The organism is Pseudomonas sp. S31 (assembly GCF_016648105.1).
GTDB lineage: Bacteria > Pseudomonadota > Gammaproteobacteria > Pseudomonadales > Pseudomonadaceae > Aquipseudomonas.
The window spans coordinates 1-17,191 of sequence record NZ_JACVVE010000050.1 but is presented as its reverse complement, the minus strand read 5'-3'; the positions used below and the strand labels follow the sequence as shown (position 1 = coordinate 17,191).

Below are 17,191 nucleotides of genomic sequence, written 5' to 3'. Positions count from 1 at the left end.
CTCAATGGGCTCCCTGGTTGGCGGCCTGGACCATGGCGCGCAGCAGCACGTCGCAGCCGTCGGCCAGGTCCTGCGGCGCGGCATTCTCGATTTCGTTGTGGCTGATGCCGCCTTCGCACGGCACGAAGATCATCCCTGCCGGGCCCAGCTCGGCGAGGAAGATCGCGTCGTGGCCGGCGCCGCTGACGATGTCCATGTGGCTCAGGCCCAAGGCGCGGGCGCCCTGGCGCACGGCATCGACGCATTGTTCGGCAAAGTACAGCGGTGGGAAGTCAGCGGTCGGCGTCAGCTGGTAGCTCAGCCCATGCTTGGCCGTGGTGGCCTCGATGGCTTCGCGTACCTCGGCGACCATGGCCGCCAGGTGGTCGGGGTCGAGGTGGCGCAGGTCGATGGTCATCTGCACCTGGCCGGGGATGACATTGCGCGAGCCAGGGTGCAGGTTCAGGCAACCGACCGTGCCGCAGGCATGCGGCTGATGGGCATGGGCCACGCGGTTGACCGCTGCCACGACGTCGGCGGCACCGACCAGGGCGTCCTTGCGCAGGTGCATCGGTGTCGGCCCGGCGTGGGCCTCGACCCCGGTCAGCACCAGGTCGAACCACTTCTGCCCGAGGCAGCCCTGTACCACGCCGATGGTGGTGCGTTGGTCTTCGAGCACCGGGCCTTGTTCGATGTGCGCCTCGAAGTAGGCGCCCACGGCATGCCCGGTGGGCACGCGCGGCCCAGCGTAGCCGATGCGGGCCAGCTCGGCGCCCACCGACAGGCCCTGGTCGTCGACCTTGTCCAGGGTTTCCTGCAGGCCGAACTTACCGGCGAATACGCCCGAGCCCATCATGCACGGCGGGAAGCGCGAACCTTCTTCGTTGGTCCACACCACCACCTCCAGTGGCGCCTCGGTGGCCAACTGCAGGTCATTGAGGGTGCGCATCACCTCCAGCCCGGCCATCACCCCATAGCAGCCATCGAACTTGCCGCCGGTGGGTTGGGTGTCGATGTGGCTGCCGGTCATCACCGGGAGCAGGGCAGGGTTGCGGCCCGGGCGGCGGGCGAAGATGTTGCCGATGGCGTCGACGCTGACCGTGCAGCCGGCGTCCTCGCACCAGCGCACGAACAGGTCGCGGGCCTGGCGGTCGAGGTCGGTGAGGGCCAGGCGGCAGACTCCGCCCTTGGCCGTGGCGCCGAGCCGGGCCAGGTCCATCAGCGATTGCCAGAGGCGCTCGCGGCTGACCAGTGGGCCCTGGCCGAGCAGGTGTTGCGAGGGATCGATGCGGGTGTTCATGGGGCGTCTCTCCTGTTGCAATTGTGGTGTCTGGGCCGGCCTCTTCGCGGGTGAACCCGCTCCTACAGAGCACCGTGTAGGAGCGGGTTCACCCGCGAAGAGGGCGGGACAGAAAAACAGGTTCGGATCAGGCGCTCAGGGCCAGGTACCGGTTCTTGATACTCGGGTCTTCACGAAATTGCGCCGCGCTGCCCTGATAGGCCACGCGCCCCTGCTCCAGCACGTAATGCCGGTCGGCCAGGGCGTCACAGACCATCAGGTTCTGTTCCACCAGCAGGATCGACAGCCCCTGCTCCTTGATCCTCCGCAGGATCTTCACCAGCTCGTCGACGATCACCGGCGCCAGGCCTTCGGTGGGCTCGTCGAGGATCAGCAGCTTGGGGTCGTTGAGCAGCGCACGGGCGATCGCCAGCATCTGCTGCTCGCCGCCCGACAACGCAAAGCCGCCATTGCGCCGCCGCTCCTTGAGCCGCGGGAACATGCCGTACACGTCCTCCAGCTGCCAGCGGCTGTCCTTGCGCACGGCGATCTTGAGGTTCTCCTCCACGCTCAGTTGGCGGAAGATCCCGCGATGCTCCGGCACCAGGGCGATGCCGCGCCGGGCGATATCGAAGATCTCGCGGCCGACCAGGGCCTCGCCGTTGAAGGTGATCTGCCCCTGGCGCGGGCGGACGATGCCGAGGATGCTGCGCAGAGTGGTGGTCTTGCCGGCGCCGTTGCGCCCGAGCAGGGTCACCAGCTCGCCCGCCTCGACCTTGAGCGAAACGCCTTCGAGCACATGGCTCTTGTCGTAGTAGGAGTGGATCGAATCGACGTTGAGCATCAGGCGGCCTCTCCAAGGTAGGCGGTGCGCACGCGCTCGTCGTTGCGCACCTGTTCCGGGGTGCCCTCGACCAGGATCTGGCCGTGGCTCATGACGGTGATGCGCTGGCTGATCGACATGACGATGCTCATGTTGTGCTCGATCAGCAGCACGGTGTGGTCGCGGCCCAGGTCGCTGATCAGCTCGGTCATCACCGGGATGTCGTCGATGCCCATGCCCGAGGTGGGCTCGTCGAGCATCAGCAAGGTCGGCTTGGCGCAGATCGACATGCCCACCTCCAGCACCCGCTGCTGGCCGTGCGACAGCTCGCCGGCCAGAGTGTCGGCGCGCCCGTCTAGCTTGAGGCGTTCGAGCACCTGGTCGGCGGTGTCCCAGTGGCTGCGCTTGTGCTCCACGCTGCGCCAGAAGTTCAGCGCGCCCAGGCCATCGCGACCCTGGGCGGCCAGGCGCAGGTTCTCGCGCACGCTGAGGTTCTGGAACAGGCTGGTGAGCTGGAACGAGCGCGCCATGCCCAGCGCCACCCGTCCGTGGGACGGCTTGCGAATGATGTCCTGGCCGTTGAACAGGATCTTGCCGCCGGTGGCCTGGCGCTCGCCGGTCAGGCAGTGGAACAGGCTGGTCTTGCCGGCGCCGTTGGGGCCGATGACCGTGTGGATGGTGCCGGCGCGGACCTTGAGGTCGACGCCATCGACCGCGCGGAACGGCCCGTAGGCCAGCTCCAGGTTGTGGGTCTGCAGCAGGTAGTCGCTCATCACAGGGTCTCCTTGGTCTTGGTGGCGGCCTTGGCCTCGGCCGAACGCGATGGCAACAGGCGCTTGCCGAGGTCGGCCAGGCCGCCCCACAAGCCACCGCGCATGAACACCACCACCAGGATCAGGATCGCCCCCAGCAGCATCAGCCAGCGCGGCCACAGTTCCGACAGCACATCGCCGAGCACCACGATGGCGCCGGCCCCGAGCAACGAGCCGAACAGCGAGCCGGTGCCACCGACGATGGTCATGATCAGGATGTTCTCGCTCATCATCAGGTCGATGTTCGACAGCGGCGCGAAGTGCAGCAGCATGGCGTACAGCGCCCCGGCGATGCCGGTGATGGCGCCGGACAACATGAACACCAGGATCTTGAAGTGGCGCACGTCATAGCCGATGGCGGCGGCGCGGGTCTCGTTCTCGCGAATGGCCAGCAGGGTGCTGCCGAACGGCGAGCGGATCACCCGCAGGGCAGCGGCGAAGATCAGCAGGAACAGCAGCGCCACGAACACATAGAAGTGCCGTGGATCGGCCAGGTCGACCAGCACATGGCCGGCGATCTCGATGTTCGGCCGTGGCACGTCGAGCAGGCCGTTGTCGCCGCCGGTCCAGCCGCTCAGGGTGTAGGCCAGGAAGTACGCCATCTGGCTGAAGGCCAGGGTCAGCATGACGAAGTAGATACCCTTGCGGCGGATGGCCAGGGCGCCCACCAGCAGCGCCAGGAAGGCGCCGAATACGGCCGCCCCCAGGAGCGCGGCGAACATGCCCCACTGCAGGTGGATCATCAGCAGCGCCGCGCCATAGGCGCCCACGCCGAAGAAGATGCCCTGGCCGAACGACAGCAGGCCGGTGTAGCCGAGCAGCAGGTTGCAGGCCAGCGCCGCCAGGGCGAAGATCAGGATCTCGGTGGCCAGGGTGGCCGACGGCAGGATCAGCGGCAGCGCCACCAGGCTGGCGAGCACCAGCAACAGCAGGGCGGGGGCGCGGCCCTTGGATACCGGTAGAGGATTCTTCTCGCTCATCGTCATGCTCTCCCGAACAGGCCATAAGGACGGACCAGGATCACCGCCGCCATGGCGCCGTAGATCATCAGGCTGGCGCCTTGCGGCCAGAGGCTGGTCATCATGCTTTGCACCACGCCCACCAGCAGGCCACCGACCAGGGCGCCACCGAACGAGCCCATGCCGCCGATCACCACCACCACGAAGGCGATGCCGAGGATTTCCGGGCCGACGAATGGCTGGGCGCCGCGCAGCGGGGCGAACAGCACGCCGGCGACCCCGGCCAGGCCCACGCCCAGGGCGAAGGTCAGCGAGAACAGGCGGAAGATGTTGGTGCCCAGCAGCGACACTGTCTCGGTGCTTTCACTGCCAGCGCGCACCAGTGCGCCGAAGCGGGTGCGCTCGAGCAGCAGCCACAGGCCCAGGCCGATCAGCGCGGCGAAGCCGATCAGGAATAGCCGGTAATAGGGGTAGATGAAGTCGCCGACGATCAGCACGCCGCGCAGCTCAGGCGGCACCGCGATGTTCTTGCCCACCGGGCCCCAGATCAGCACCGAGGCTTCCTGGATGATCAGCGCGATCCCCAGGGTGACGAGGATCTGGAAGGTGTGCGGCAAATGGTAGATACGCTTGATCAACAGCCGCTCCACCGCCCAGGCCAGGGCTGCGACCACCAGCGGCGCGATCAGCAGCGCCAGCCAGAAGTTGCCGGTCAGGGCCACGGCGGTGTAGCACAGGTAGGCGCCCAGCAGGAAGAAGGCGCCGTGGGCGAAGTTGACGAAGTTGAGCAGGCCGAAAATGATCGTCAGGCCCACGGCGATGAGGAAGTAGATCATCCCCAGGCCCAGGCCGTTGAGCAGTTGGAACAGGTACAAATCGAGCATGAGCGTGCCCTCGACAGCGCGCGGCGCGGCTGCCTGTACGAGTGGGTGTGACTGGCGCCGCGGCCTCAGGCCAAGGCGCATCCGGTGTGGTCGACCTCGACGAACGAACGGCCGGAACTGATCACTTCGGCCAGGTCGTCCTCGTCGCGCATCTGCCCCTGGGCCTTGCCTAGCAGCAGGTAGTAGTCCTTGAGCACCTGGTGGTCGCCCGGGCGGATCAGCTCGTCGCCGGTCGGGCCCTGGAAACGCATGCCCTGCAAGGCGGCCGCCACTGCGGCGCCGTCCAGGCTGCCGGCCTTGACGATGGCTTCGAGTATCACCTTGGTGCCTATGTAGTCGGCGGCCAACGGGTAGTTGGGGTTGATGCCGTAGGCCTTTTGCGTGGCCGCGACCAGCTGTTTGTTCAGCGGCGTATCGACCTGGTGCCAGTACTGCGCGCCCAGGTACACGCCCTCGAGCATGTCGCTGCCCAGTTCCTGGAACTGGTCGAGCCCGGCCGACCACACCATCAGCACTTTCATACGGTCCTTGATGCCGAAGTTCACCGCCTGACGCAGGGCGTTGGAGGCCTGGCTGCCGAAGTTGAGCAGTACCAGCACGTCGGGCTTGGCGGCGATGGCGTTGGTCAGGTAGCCGGAGAACTCCTGTTCCTGCAGCGAGTGGTAACTGTTGCCGATGTGTTCGACGCCGAACTCGGCGAACACCTTGCGGGCGTTGTCCAGCAGGGCATCGCCGAACACGTATTGCGGGGTGATGGTGTACCAGCGCTTGGCCTGGGGCAGTTGGCGGATCATCGGCACCAGGGTCTCGCGGATGGCGCCGTAGGTGGGCACCGACCAGCGGAAGGTCGAGCTGTTGCAATCCTTGCCGGTGATCTCGTCGGCGCCGACTGGGGTCATGAACACGCCACCGGCCTTGTGGATCTCCTTCGACACCGCCAGGGCCGAGGACGACAGGGTGCAGCCTTGGAAAAACCGAGCGCCATCCTGGCCGATGGCCTCCTGCACCTTGCGCACGGCCTTGCCGGCATTGCCTTCGGTGTCGATGACCTTGTACTTGAGCGGGTGCCCGAGCAGTTGCGGGTGCTCGGCGATGGCCAGGCGCGAGCCCATGTCGGCGTACTTGCCGTAGCTGGCGAAGGCGCCAGACATCGACTTGAGCCCGTAGAAGGTCAGCGGTTCGTCGGCGAATGCCCGGTGCGCTCCCAGCGGGAAGCTACCTAGGGCACCCAGGGCAAGGCCTGCCTTGAGCAGGGTACGTCTTTGCATGGGTTGACTCCTTGTTTGTGGTTATTAGGCAGGAGCAGCAATGGCAAAGCGGGTACTGCCGGGCCTGTGTGCAGGCCTCTGTGCAGGCGGTTCAGTGGTGGTGGGCGAACTCCAGGAGGAAATGGCGGGCAACCTCGCCTTCGAGCGCGGTCATGTGGTGTTCGGCGTCGCACATGTGCTCGTGCATCAGCCGGCGAACGGCGGCCTCGTCGCTGGCGCGCAAGGCCAGCAACAGCTGCTTGTGGTAGTCGATGTTGGCTGCGGCGAACTGCTGGCGCTTGGGCAGGTAGGCTTTTTTCAGCACCACCAGGTCGCGCAGCAGGTCGTTGAGGAAGGTGGCCATGAAGCGCAGCAGTGGATTGGGGCAGCGATCGGCCAGCAGGTTGTGGAACTCCAGTTCGGCCAGGCGCTGTTCACGTTGGCCCTGTTCGCTGTCTTCCGGGGCACTGCAGAAGTCGATGTTGGCTTGCAGCGCGGCGTAGTCTTCGGCGCTGAGCTTGCCCATCACCGACACCGCCAGCTCCACCTCGATGACCTTGCGCAGCTGGTAGACCTGCTCGCCATCCAGGTGCTGGAAGTGCAGGTAGTTGCGCAGGGCCCGGCTGGCCGGCTCGGTGCCAACCTCGTTGAGGTAGGCGCCGCCGCTGGGGCCGGTGCGGGTGCTGACCAGGCCCTCGACCTCCAGCGCCTTGAGCGCCTCGCGGGCGGTGCCCTTCGAGCACGCGAAGTGCTCCATCAGCTCGCGCTCGGTGGGCAGGCGGTCGCCGGGGTGCAGCGCTTCGGTGACGATCGAGCGCTTGACCGATTCGACGATCACGTCGGACAGCTTCTGGCGCTTGGGTTTGGGCTTGAGCATTTCGCTATTTTTCATATTTATGCGGATAAATAGGATTTAGCGAAAGTTACCCGGCGGGGTCAATGCGAGGGGTCGCAAATGGTGCGAAAGGGTCGGGGAGGGATATGTGCTGCGGGTGTGGGGACACTGATAGTTGTGTAGGAGCGGGTTTACCCGCGAACACGGGCAGCGCCCGTGCCATCCACCGCAGTGGCCTCTTCGCGGGTAAACCCGCTCCTACAGGGGGGAGGGGCTCAGCCCTTGCGCCCAGGCCCCTGCTCCAGGTGCGCCTGGCTGCAATACCAGTCACTGCCCAGTTGCAGCGCCCGGTCATTGGGCAGGTGCACGCCGCAATGGGCGCAGCGCACCATGCGCAACGGCGCGTCGAGCTTGGGCTCGGGGTGCGATTGCTGATTGATCTTGAACTTGCGCCACAGCCATACCGCGGCAGCGATCACGGCAATCCAGAAAAGTAGGCGAACCATGGTGTCCAGCTTGTTGGAAAGGGAAGCCGACAGTCTAGGGCGCGGCCAATAAAAAAGGGAGACCCAGAGGCCTCCCTTTCACGTTGCGGCGTGGATCAGTCGAACAGACCGAAGGTCATGTAGCTGAACCACGAGCGCTCTTTCTCGGCTTCTTTCGGACCTTCCGGCAGGATCGGGTTGCCGTCCTCGTCCTTGGGCAGCAGCTCGGTCGGGATCTCGTCGCGGGCGTCCTGGAACTGCTTGACCACGTCCTGGTTGGCGCGGGTTTCACCCGGCGGCAGCGGCGTGCTGGTCTCGATCAGGCCCAGGGTGGCCTTGGACAGCCAGCCACGGCCATCGGACTCGGTCTGCTTCGGCTGGAACTCGCCGCCGGCCAGGCTCGGGTGGTCCGGGTAGTTCAGCTTGAGGGTTTCCAGGCTGGTGGCGGCCAGTTCGTCCAAGTGCATCTTCTGGTACGACTCGACCATGATCGCCAGGCCATCGCCGACCGACGGGGTTTCCTGGAAGTTTTCCACCACGTAGCGGCCACGGTTGGCGGCGGCGACGTAGGCCTGGCGGCTCAGGTAGTAGTCGGCCACGTGGATCTCGTAGGAGGCCAGCAGGTTGCGCAGGTAGATCATGCGCTGCTTGGCGTCCGGCGCGTAGCGGCTGTTGGGGAAGCGGCTGGTCAGCTGGGCGAACTCGTTGTACGAGTCGCGGGCGGCACCCGGGTCACGCTTGGTCATGTCCAGCGGCAGGAAGCGCGCCAGCAGGCCACGGTCCTGGTCGAACGAGGTCAGGCCCTTGAGGTAGTAGGCGTAGTCGACGTTCGGGTGCTGCGGGTGCAGGCGGATGAAGCGCTCGGCGGCCGATTTGGCGGCTTCAGGCTCGGAGTTCTTGTAGTTGGCGTAGATCAGCTCGAGCTGCGCCTGGTCGGCGTAGCGACCGAACGGGTAACGCGACTCCAGGGCCTTGAGCTTGTTCACGGCGCTGGTGTAGCTGGAGTTGTCCAGGTCAGCCTGGGCCTGCTGGTACAGCTCGGCCTCGCTGAGGTTCTCGTCGATGACTTCCTTGTTGGAGGAACAGGCCGCGGTGAGCCCGAGGATGGCGATCAGCAGCAGGTGTTTCACTTGCATAGCGGCTTGCGTCCCTTTGACGGCCGCTGTCTTGGGCGGTGCCGTCCTGTTATGATGACCACCCCGGCCGAGCCCGGGGCAAAAGAAGCCGTATTTAACCACAAGCGCGCAGCCGAAACCAAAGGCTGTGCGCCCGCCGAATCGAGCATGTCCGAGATCATTCAACTTAGCGCAGAGGTACCGTCCGAACTGGGCGGGCAACGCCTCGACCAGGTCGCCGCCCAATTGTTCGCCGAGTATTCGCGTTCGCGGCTTACTTCGTGGATCAAAGAGGGCCGCCTGACGGTCGACGGCGCGGTCGTGCGTCCGCGCGACACCGTCCATGGTGGCTCGCTGCTGGCACTGAACGCCGAGCAGGAAGCCCAGGGCGAATGGGAGGCCGAGGACATCGAGCTGGACATTGTCTATGAGGACGACCAGATCTTGGTGATCAACAAGCCGGCCGGCCTGGTGGTGCACCCGGCCGCCGGGCATGCCAGCGGCACTTTGCTCAACGCGTTGCTGCACCACGTGCCGGACATCATCAATGTCCCGCGTGCCGGCATCGTCCACCGCCTGGACAAGGACACCACCGGCCTGATGGTGGTGGCCAAGACCCTGCAGGCGCAGACCATCCTGGTCGACCAGCTGCAAAAGCGCTCGGTCAGCCGCATCTATGAATGCATCGTGGTCGGCGTGGTCACTGCCGGTGGCAAGATCGACGCGCCGATCGGCCGTCATGGCGGCATGCGCCAGCGCATGGCGGTGACCGACGGCGGCAAGCCGGCTGTCAGCCACTACCGCGTGCTCAAGCGCTTCCGCTCGCACACCCACGTGCGGGTCAAGCTGGAAACCGGCCGTACCCACCAGATCCGCGTGCACATGGCCCATGTCGGCTTCCCGCTGGTCGGCGACCAGACCTACGGTGGCCGCTTCCGTATTCCACCGGCGGCCAGCCAGACCATGGTCCAGGCGGTCAAGACCTTCCCGCGTCAGGCCCTGCATGCTCGGTTCCTGGCGTTGGTGCACCCGACCACCGGTGAGCGGATGGAATGGGAATCGCCGCTGCCCGACGACTTCGTCTGGCTGCTGTCGCTGCTCAACCAGGACCGCGAGAGTTTCATCGGATGAGCGAGCTGACCCAGGCCCTGCTGTTTCCCGACTGGCCGGCCCCGGCCTCGGTGCGGGCCTGTGTCACCACGCGTGAGGGCGGCATCAGCCTGCCGCCTTATGAAACCTTCAACCTCGGTGACCACGTCGGCGACGACCCGGCCGCGGTCGCTGAGAACCGCCGACGCCTGAGCGAACGGTTCGCCATTCAGCCCGCCTGGCTCAAGCAGGTGCATGGCCTGGTGGTGGCCGATGCCGACCCTTCCCAGGTGGCCGAGGCCGATGCCAGCTGGACCGACCAGCCGGGCATCGCCTGTACCGTGATGACTGCCGATTGCCTGCCCGTGTTGTTCTGCGACCGTGCCGGGACTCGCGTGGCCGCGGCCCATGCCGGCTGGCGCGGCCTGGCCGGCGGTGTGCTGGAGGCCACGCTCGACCGTTTGGCGCTGGCACCCGAAGAGGTGCTGGTGTGGCTGGGCCCGGCCATTGGGCCGCAGGCGTTCGAAGTCGGCCTGGAAGTGCGCGATGCCTTTACCGCCATGCACCCGGAGGCTGCCAGGGCCTTCGTCGACGGTGAGCGGCCGGGCAAGTTGATGGCCGACATCTATGAGCTGGCGCGGATCCGCCTGGCGACGCGTGGGGTAACGGCGGTTTATGGCGGTGGTTACTGCACGGTCAGCGATGCGCGGTTCTTCTCCTATCGTCGCACCCCGCACGGTGGACGGTTCGCTTCCCTGGTGTGGCTGGAGCCGCGCTGAGTCAGGTCCGGCGCTTTCGTGGGGCAAGTCCTACATCAATCTTCCGGTTGACCCTGATCAAACCCACTACGCTTGAATCTTCCAGAATCAGCCTCATCTATTAGGCATCTCAGGCAGGTTTCTCTACAAACAGGCGCTGTCCATCGCTCCGACCTGCCCTTTAAAGGAAGGTAAACCATGCGAATAGACCGTTTGACCAGCAAGCTGCAACTGGCGTTATCCGATTCCCAATCCCTGGCCGTGGGCATGGACCATCCGGCCATCGAGCCGTTGCACCTGCTCCAGGCCCTGATCGAGCAGCAAGGTGGCTCGATCAAGCCACTGCTGATGCAGGTCGGCTTCGACATCAACAGCCTGCGCCAGGCGTTGACCAAGGAATTGGACCAACTGCCGAAAATCCAGAACCCCACCGGCGACGTGAACATGTCGCAGGACCTGGCGCGCCTGCTCAACCAGGCCGATCGCCTGGCCCAGCAGAAAGGCGACCAGTTCATCTCCAGCGAACTGGTGCTGCTCGCCGCCATGGACGAGAACAGCAAGGTCGGCAAGCTGCTGCTCAGCCAGGGCGTGAGCAAGAAGGCCCTGGAAAACGCCATCAACAACCTGCGCGGCGGCGCGGCGGTCAACGACCCCAACGCCGAGGAATCGCGCCAGGCCCTGGACAAGTACACCGTCGACCTGACCAAGCGCGCCGAGGAAGGCAAGCTCGACCCGGTGATCGGCCGTGACGACGAGATCCGCCGCACCGTGCAGGTGCTGCAACGCCGGACCAAGAACAACCCGGTGCTGATCGGCGAGCCTGGCGTGGGCAAGACCGCCATCGCCGAAGGCCTGGCCCAGCGCATCATCAATGGCGAAGTGCCCGACGGCCTCAAGGGCAAGCGCCTGCTGGCGCTGGACATGGGCGCGCTGATCGCTGGCGCCAAGTACCGCGGCGAGTTCGAAGAGCGCCTCAAGTCGCTGCTCAACGAGCTGTCCAAGCAGGAAGGCCAGATCATCCTGTTCATCGACGAGCTGCACACCATGGTCGGCGCCGGCAAGGGCGAGGGCGCCATGGACGCCGGCAACATGCTCAAGCCGGCCCTGGCCCGTGGCGAGCTGCACTGCGTGGGCGCTACCACCCTCAACGAGTACCGCCAGTTCATCGAGAAGGACGCGGCCCTCGAGCGGCGCTTCCAGAAGGTGCTGGTCGAGGAGCCGAGCGAGGAAGACACCATCGCTATCCTGCGCGGCCTGAAAGAGCGGTACGAAGTGCACCACAAGGTGGCCATCACCGACGGCGCGATCATCGCTGCGGCCAAGCTCAGCCACCGCTACATCACCGACCGCCAGCTGCCGGACAAGGCCATCGACCTGATCGACGAAGCGGCCAGCCGCATCCGCATGGAAATCGACTCCAAGCCGGAAGTGCTCGACCGCCTCGACCGTCGCCTGATCCAGCTGAAGGTGGAGTCGCAGGCGCTGAAGAAAGAAGAAGACGAGGCGGCGAAGAAGCGTCTGGAAAAACTCACCGAGGAAATCGAGCGGCTGGAGCGCGAATATTCCGACCTCGAGGAAATCTGGGCATCTGAAAAAGCCGAGGTACAAGGTTCGGCGCAGATCCAGCAAAAGATCGAGCAGGCCCGCCAGGAGCTGGAATCGGCCCGTCGCAAGGGCGACCTCAGCCGCATGGCCGAGCTGCAGTACGGGGTGATCCCGGACCTGGAGCGCAGCCTGCAGATGGTCGACCAGCACGGCAAGGCCGAGAACCAGCTGCTGCGCAACAAGGTGACCGAGGAAGAAATCGCCGAAGTGGTGTCGAAGTGGACCGGTATTCCGGTCGCCAAGATGCTCGAAGGCGAGCGCGAGAAGCTGCTGAAGATGGAAGAGCTGCTGCACCAGCGCGTGATCGGCCAGGGCGAGGCGGTGACGGCCGTGGCCAACGCCGTGCGCCGTTCGCGTGCCGGCTTGTCCGACCCGAACCGGCCGAGTGGCTCGTTCCTGTTCCTCGGCCCGACCGGCGTGGGCAAGACCGAGCTGTGCAAGGCCCTGGCCGAGTTCCTGTTCGACACCGAAGAGGCCATGGTGCGTATCGACATGTCCGAGTTCATGGAGAAACATTCCGTGGCTCGCCTGATCGGTGCCCCGCCAGGCTACGTGGGCTACGAGGAGGGCGGCTACCTGACCGAAGCCGTGCGCCGCAAGCCGTATTCGGTGGTGCTGCTGGACGAGGTGGAAAAAGCCCACCCGGACGTGTTCAACGTACTGCTGCAGGTGCTTGAAGACGGCCGCCTGACCGACAGTCATGGGCGCACCGTGGACTTCCGCAACACGGTGATCGTGATGACTTCCAACCTGGGCTCGGCGCAGATCCAGGAACTGGTCGGCGATCGCGAGGCCCAGCGTGCTGCAGTGATGGATGCAGTGGGTGCGCACTTCCGTCCGGAGTTCATCAACCGGATCGACGAAGTGGTGGTGTTCGAGCCACTGGGCCGCGAACAGATCGCCGGCATCACCGAGATCCAGCTCGGCCGCCTGCGCAGCCGCCTGGCCGAACGGGAGCTGGCGCTGAGCCTGAGCCCGGAGGCGTTGGACAAGCTGATCGCCGTGGGTTACGACCCGGTGTATGGTGCACGGCCGCTGAAGCGGGCGATTCAGCGTTGGATCGAGAACCCGCTGGCGCAGCTGATCCTGGCCGGCAAGTTCTACCCCGGTACGGCGATCACGGCGAAGGTGGAAGGGGACGAGATCGTCTTCGAGTAATCGCTGCTACACCCGAAGCCCCGCATCTGCGGGGCTTTTTTATACGTATCGAAGGCCCCGAACAGCCTGTGGGAGCGGGCTTGCCCCGCGAAGAGGCCCGCCCAGACCCCGCAAAACCTGGCCTTTCCAACATATTTTGATAACCCGCTGAAAATTTTGAAATTTTTGCTTGCATCAAAATTCGAGTGCCCCTAATATACGCCGCGTTGTCAGGCACTAAGCGAATCACCAGCAACATCGGGGATCGCAAAACAACTTACAAATCAGTAAGTTGAATGAAAAAAAGTGGTTGACAAGCAAAACGAAGAATGTAGAATAGCCGGCCTCAGCAGCGACAAAGCGAAAGCAGAGAAGCTAAAGAGTCCGAAGCGAACACAGCCTTCGGAGTTGTAAAGAAGTAAGTTGTACCGAAGTTCAGTTCCGCGATAGCTCAGTCGGTAGAGCAAATGACTGTTAATCATTGGGTCCCTGGTTCGAGTCCAGGTCGCGGAGCCAATCTCGGGGTGTAGCGCAGTCCGGTAGCGCGCCTGCTTTGGGAGCAGGATGTCAGGAGTTCGAATCCCCTCACCCCGACCATTTTCCGGGTCGTTAGCTCAGTTGGTAGAGCAGTTGGCTTTTAACCAATTGGTCGTAGGTTCGAATCCTACACGACCCACCATGTAAAAAGGGCATCTCGAATGAGATGCCCTTTTTCTTTTGCCTCGAAAAAACCAACGCTACATACCCCTGTAGGAGCGGGTTTACCCGCGAATGCGGCGGTACAGTCAGCATCGCATTCGCGGGTAAATCGCAGCGGCGGTTCGCCGCTCCTACAGGAGGCGGCGTCGATCAGTGCAACTTCAGACGCGGCTCGGTACCCCGGCCAATCTTGCTGCCCAGCATCATCATCGCCGTGCGGAAGAACCCATACAGCGCCATCTGGTGCATCCGGTACAGCGACACATAGAACATCCGCGCCAGCCAGCCCTCGAGCTTCACGCTGCCCATCAGGTTGCCCATCAGGTTACCCACCGCCGAGAACCGCGACAGCGACACCAGCGAGCCGTAGTCCTTGTACTCGTAGGTCGGCAGCGGCTTGTTCTCCAGGCGCGCCTTCAGACTCTTGGCCAGCATCGAAGCCTGCTGGTGCGCGGCCTGCGCTCGTGGCGGCACGTTGCGGTCGCTGCCCGGCTGCGGGCAGGCGGCGCAGTCGCCGAAGGCGAAGATGTCGTCGTCGCGGGTGGTCTGCAGGGTAGGGCGCACCACCAGCTGATTGATGCGGTTGGTTTCCAGGCCGTCGATTTCCTTCAGGAAGCCTGGCGCACGAATACCCGCCGCCCACACCTTGAGGCTGGCCTGGATGACATCGCCACCGGCGGTTTTCAGGCCATCGGCAGTCACTTCGCTCACGGCCGCGTTGGTCATCACCGTCACGCCGAGTTTTTCCAGGGTCTTGTGCACCGGCACGCTGATGCGCTCCGGCAGCGCTGGCAACACCCGTGGGCCTGCCTCGATGAGGGTGATGTGCATGTCCTTCGGCTGGATACGATCCAGGCCATAGGCCGCCAGCTCATGGGCGGCGTGGTGCAGCTCGGCCGCCAGTTCCACGCCGGTGGCCCCGGCACCGACGATGGCCACGCTGATCTGCTCGCTGGCCACGTCACCGGCGTGGGCACGCAGGTAGTGGTTGAGCAGCTGCTGGTGGAAGCGCTCGGCCTGCTTGCGGGTATCCAGGAACAGGCAGTGCTGCGCCGCGCCCAGGGTGCCGAAGTCGTTGGTGTTGCTGCCCACGGCGATCACCAGGGTGTCGTAGGCCAGGGTGCGTGCCGGCAGCAGCTCGCGGCCGTCTTCATCGAGGGTGGCGGCCAGTTGGATCTGCTTGCCCTCGCGGTCCAGGCCGCTCATGCGCCCGAGCTGGAAGTTGAAGTGGTTCCACTTGGCCTGGGCCACGTAGTTCAGTTCGTCTTCCGAGGAGTTGAGCGAGCCCGCGGCCACTTCGTGCAGCAGTGGCTTCCAGATGTGCGTGAGGTTGGCGTCGACCAGGGTGATTTCGGCCTGCTTGCGCTTGCCCAAGGTCTTACCCAGGCGGGTCGCCAGTTCCAGGCCGCCGGCGCCGCCGCCGACAATCACGATGCGATGAGTCATGGGGATATCTCATAAGGTTTACGGAATTCGGGGCCGTTTTGGCCGGCCGCAAACTGCACGAGTGGAGGGCGAGCGCAAGGCAGCTCATGGCACCAGTCCACCCAGCAGGCGGCTAACGAGGCCCAAGCCGATCGTCACGACCACCACCAGCACAAGGAGCAGCAGCGGCCGGAAGGGCCGGCGCTCGACTTGGTGCTGTGGGGCGCGCAGATACTCATCGACACGACGCTGATCTTCCGGATTCAGTCGGCTGGTCATGCTGGGCCTCGTCAGATAGACGTATGTGACTGCGCAAACGCTACAGCGTTCGCGCAAGTGCTTGAGACAAATGATAATGCTTTCTATCCCTGGCGCCGAGTGTACGCCATCGCAAACGCACTCGGCAGTGGATCAAAGACTGATACCCACGTCGAAGACGATGCTGCGCCCCAGGTTGCCGCGCAGGAAATCCGGCGCATCGGGGTGGGCGAACAGCACCCGGGCGAAGGTCGGCCCCACCAGCGACAGCGAACGCCAGCCCTGGCGCAGGTATTCGGTGGGCGGCGGGAAGTGGGTGTTGAGGTCGAGCACTTCGCGCTTGAGGCTGGAGAAGGCGATGATGTCCAGCTCGCTCACGTCCAGCCCGCGTTCCCGGTAGTTGTGCGCCTTCTTGCGCAGGGTCGGCGCCAGGCGCCCCAGCAGTTCCGCCGCACTGATCCGCCGAGGCCGTGCCTCGCGGCGCACCAGCTGAGCCAGGGAAAACGCGCTGCGCCGGCGTTGCAGCTCTTCGCGCCATTCGTCGTTCAGCCGCCGCCCCTCGTCGAGCACGAAGAACACCTCGAATGCCGCATCGCGAAACAGCACGTCGGGCGGCTCCTGGCCGGCCGGCATGAATTCTTCGCTGCGATAAGGGATGTTCAGCCCTTGCAGCAGCCGCTGGCACACCCACCGCTCACGCTCCCACTTACGGGCATTGGAGAGGAAGGCATTGGCTTGTTCGGCCTGGATGGTAAGCAGGCGCAGGTAGTCTGAGTCATCCATGGGAACAAGCTTAGCCGGCAATTGTGAACGGTAAGGGCTTGTTTGGCCGTGGGAATCGGCACAGGGTATAGACTCGAACGATCGGCAGCAGGAGCGAGGGAGCGGTGATCAGCGCGCAGGTCTTGTCCGGCACCAGCCTGACCGTGGGGTGGCTGGCCTATCTACCGCTGCTGGGCTGGGCGGTCAGCCGTGTCCGTTGGCTGGAGCTGTTCACCGACCGGCGGCGGCAACACCTGCTGTTCGGCACGGTGTTCTGCCTGTTCGCCTTGTGGTTGGTGCGGCGCGACTTCGAGACCGGGGTGTCGTACCACTTCATCGGTATGACCGCAGTGACCCTGCTGCTGGATTGGCCGCTGGCCGTGCTCGGGGGCTTCATGGCCCAGTTGGGCTTGCTGGCGCTGGGGCGTTACGACCTGGCGGCACTGGGGGTGAACGGCCTGTTGCTGGTCGGCCTGCCAGTGCTGGTGACCGAGGTGTGCGCGATCCTGGTCGAGCGGGCGCAGCCGCGTAATCTGTTCGTGTACATTTTCTGCGCGGGGTTTTTCCCGGCGGCGCTGACCGTGGTGCTGTGCCTGCTGGCCGCACTGGGTTTGCTGTGGTGGGATGGCTTGTTCGCCATGCCGGAATGGCTCAGCGACTTCGTCGGCTACCTGTGGCTGATGATGTTCCCGGAGGCGTTCATCAACGGCACGGTGATCAGCGCCCTGGTGGTGTTCTGCCCCGAATGGCTCGAGACCTTCAACCGCACCCGCTATCTGCAGGCGCCCTGGAAAGACGGCGAGCGCTGATGACCGGGTTGGATGGCACAGGCTGCGCCTGTGTTCGTGGGTAAACCCGCTCCTACAGGTTCATGTGATTTCTGTAGGAGATCACCCAGCCCTCTTGGGGCTGCGCTGTCGCGCAGCAAACATGATGGCGCATGACGTCATATCTGCGTTGGCGCTGACATTTTGTAAAAGAAAAGGCGTGGGGGGCCGGTGTGGGCCACGGCCGGTTTTTTTTGTTTGTTGGAGGCGCCG

The 17,191-nt window shown here is 64.7% G+C and carries 16 protein-coding genes and 3 tRNA genes; 7 read left to right on the top strand and 12 right to left on the bottom strand.

Features of this window, described 5'->3' with window-relative positions; genetic code table 11:
- Position 1: 1 nt before the first annotated feature.
- The 9 genes from IAE37_RS25440 to IAE37_RS25400 form a co-directional block, all read right to left on the bottom strand.
- On the bottom strand, positions 2 to 1,279 hold the full coding sequence (locus tag IAE37_RS25440) for a Zn-dependent hydrolase (RefSeq protein ID WP_236410157.1): 1,278 nt from the start codon (positions 1,277 to 1,279) through the stop codon (positions 2 to 4).
- 127 nt (positions 1,280 to 1,406) lie between these two features.
- Positions 1,407 to 2,102, bottom strand: coding sequence for an ABC transporter ATP-binding protein (locus tag IAE37_RS25435; protein WP_201178199.1), 696 nt, complete (start codon positions 2,100 to 2,102; stop codon positions 1,407 to 1,409).
- Entirely contained in the window at positions 2,102 to 2,854 is a 753-nt protein-coding gene (locus IAE37_RS25430) for an ABC transporter ATP-binding protein (RefSeq protein WP_201178197.1), read from the bottom strand. The genes IAE37_RS25435 and IAE37_RS25430 overlap by 1 nt, the downstream gene beginning before the upstream one ends.
- Entirely contained in the window at positions 2,854 to 3,873 is a 1,020-nt protein-coding gene (locus tag IAE37_RS25425) for a branched-chain amino acid ABC transporter permease (protein ID WP_201178195.1), read from the bottom strand. Before IAE37_RS25425 ends, IAE37_RS25430 begins: the two co-directional genes overlap by 1 nt.
- A gap of 2 nt (positions 3,874 to 3,875) precedes the next feature.
- Positions 3,876 to 4,736: a branched-chain amino acid ABC transporter permease gene (locus tag IAE37_RS25420; protein WP_133329512.1), complete on the bottom strand. Its 861-nt coding sequence runs from the start codon at positions 4,734 to 4,736 to the stop codon at positions 3,876 to 3,878.
- Positions 4,737 to 4,801: 65 nt separating this feature from the next.
- Positions 4,802 to 6,004 (bottom strand): ABC transporter substrate-binding protein, encoded by a 1,203-nt coding sequence (locus IAE37_RS25415; protein WP_201178193.1) that lies wholly within the window; start codon positions 6,002 to 6,004, stop codon positions 4,802 to 4,804.
- 91 nt (positions 6,005 to 6,095) lie between these two features.
- Positions 6,096 to 6,860, bottom strand: a complete 765-nt coding sequence (locus IAE37_RS25410) for a FadR/GntR family transcriptional regulator (RefSeq protein WP_201178191.1) — start codon at positions 6,858 to 6,860, stop codon at positions 6,096 to 6,098.
- A 233-nt stretch (positions 6,861 to 7,093) separates the two neighbouring features.
- The gene (locus IAE37_RS25405) at positions 7,094 to 7,324 is read right to left on the bottom strand and encodes a PP0621 family protein (RefSeq protein ID WP_201178189.1); all 231 of its coding nucleotides are present in this window, start codon (positions 7,322 to 7,324) and stop codon (positions 7,094 to 7,096) included.
- Between the two features lie 95 nt (positions 7,325 to 7,419).
- Entirely contained in the window at positions 7,420 to 8,439 is a 1,020-nt protein-coding gene (locus IAE37_RS25400) for an outer membrane protein assembly factor BamD (protein ID WP_201178187.1), read from the bottom strand.
- Between the two features lie 147 nt (positions 8,440 to 8,586).
- Between IAE37_RS25400 and rluD the strand changes: the two genes are divergently transcribed.
- From rluD to IAE37_RS25370, 6 genes are all read left to right on the top strand, one after another.
- Positions 8,587 to 9,549 carry a 23S rRNA pseudouridine(1911/1915/1917) synthase RluD gene (rluD, locus tag IAE37_RS25395; RefSeq protein WP_201178185.1) on the top strand — a complete coding sequence of 321 codons (963 nt, stop codon included), beginning with the start codon at positions 8,587 to 8,589 and terminating at the stop codon, positions 9,547 to 9,549.
- Complete coding sequence (gene pgeF / locus IAE37_RS25390; protein ID WP_201178183.1) at positions 9,546 to 10,286, top strand: peptidoglycan editing factor PgeF; 741 nt, start codon at positions 9,546 to 9,548, stop codon at positions 10,284 to 10,286. Before rluD ends, pgeF begins: the two co-directional genes overlap by 4 nt.
- Positions 10,287 to 10,463: 177 nt before the next feature.
- On the top strand, positions 10,464 to 13,028 hold the full coding sequence (gene clpB, locus IAE37_RS25385; protein ID WP_201178181.1) for an ATP-dependent chaperone ClpB: 2,565 nt from the start codon (positions 10,464 to 10,466) through the stop codon (positions 13,026 to 13,028).
- Positions 13,029 to 13,447: 419 nt separating this feature from the next.
- Positions 13,448 to 13,523 (top strand) — tRNA-Asn (locus tag IAE37_RS25380).
- Between the two features lie 4 nt (positions 13,524 to 13,527).
- Positions 13,528 to 13,604 (top strand) — tRNA-Pro (locus IAE37_RS25375).
- A 6-nt stretch (positions 13,605 to 13,610) separates the two neighbouring features.
- A tRNA-Lys gene (locus IAE37_RS25370) sits at positions 13,611 to 13,686 on the top strand.
- 170 nt (positions 13,687 to 13,856) lie between these two features.
- Here IAE37_RS25370 and IAE37_RS25365 read toward each other — a convergent pair.
- The 3 genes from IAE37_RS25365 to IAE37_RS25355 form a co-directional block, all read right to left on the bottom strand.
- The gene (locus tag IAE37_RS25365; protein ID WP_201178179.1) at positions 13,857 to 15,152 is read right to left on the bottom strand and encodes an NAD(P)/FAD-dependent oxidoreductase; all 1,296 of its coding nucleotides are present in this window, start codon (positions 15,150 to 15,152) and stop codon (positions 13,857 to 13,859) included.
- Between the two features lie 84 nt (positions 15,153 to 15,236).
- Positions 15,237 to 15,410 carry a DUF3094 family protein gene (locus IAE37_RS25360; protein ID WP_201178177.1) on the bottom strand — a complete coding sequence of 58 codons (174 nt, stop codon included), beginning with the start codon at positions 15,408 to 15,410 and terminating at the stop codon, positions 15,237 to 15,239.
- Between the two features lie 132 nt (positions 15,411 to 15,542).
- Complete coding sequence (locus IAE37_RS25355; RefSeq protein ID WP_201178175.1) at positions 15,543 to 16,172, bottom strand: DUF1780 domain-containing protein; 630 nt, start codon at positions 16,170 to 16,172, stop codon at positions 15,543 to 15,545.
- Positions 16,173 to 16,276: 104 nt separating this feature from the next.
- On the opposite strand from IAE37_RS25355, the gene IAE37_RS25350 reads away from it, so the two are divergent.
- Positions 16,277 to 16,960 (top strand): energy-coupling factor ABC transporter permease, encoded by a 684-nt coding sequence (locus IAE37_RS25350; protein WP_201178172.1) that lies wholly within the window; start codon positions 16,277 to 16,279, stop codon positions 16,958 to 16,960.
- Positions 16,961 to 17,191 lie beyond the last annotated feature (231 nt).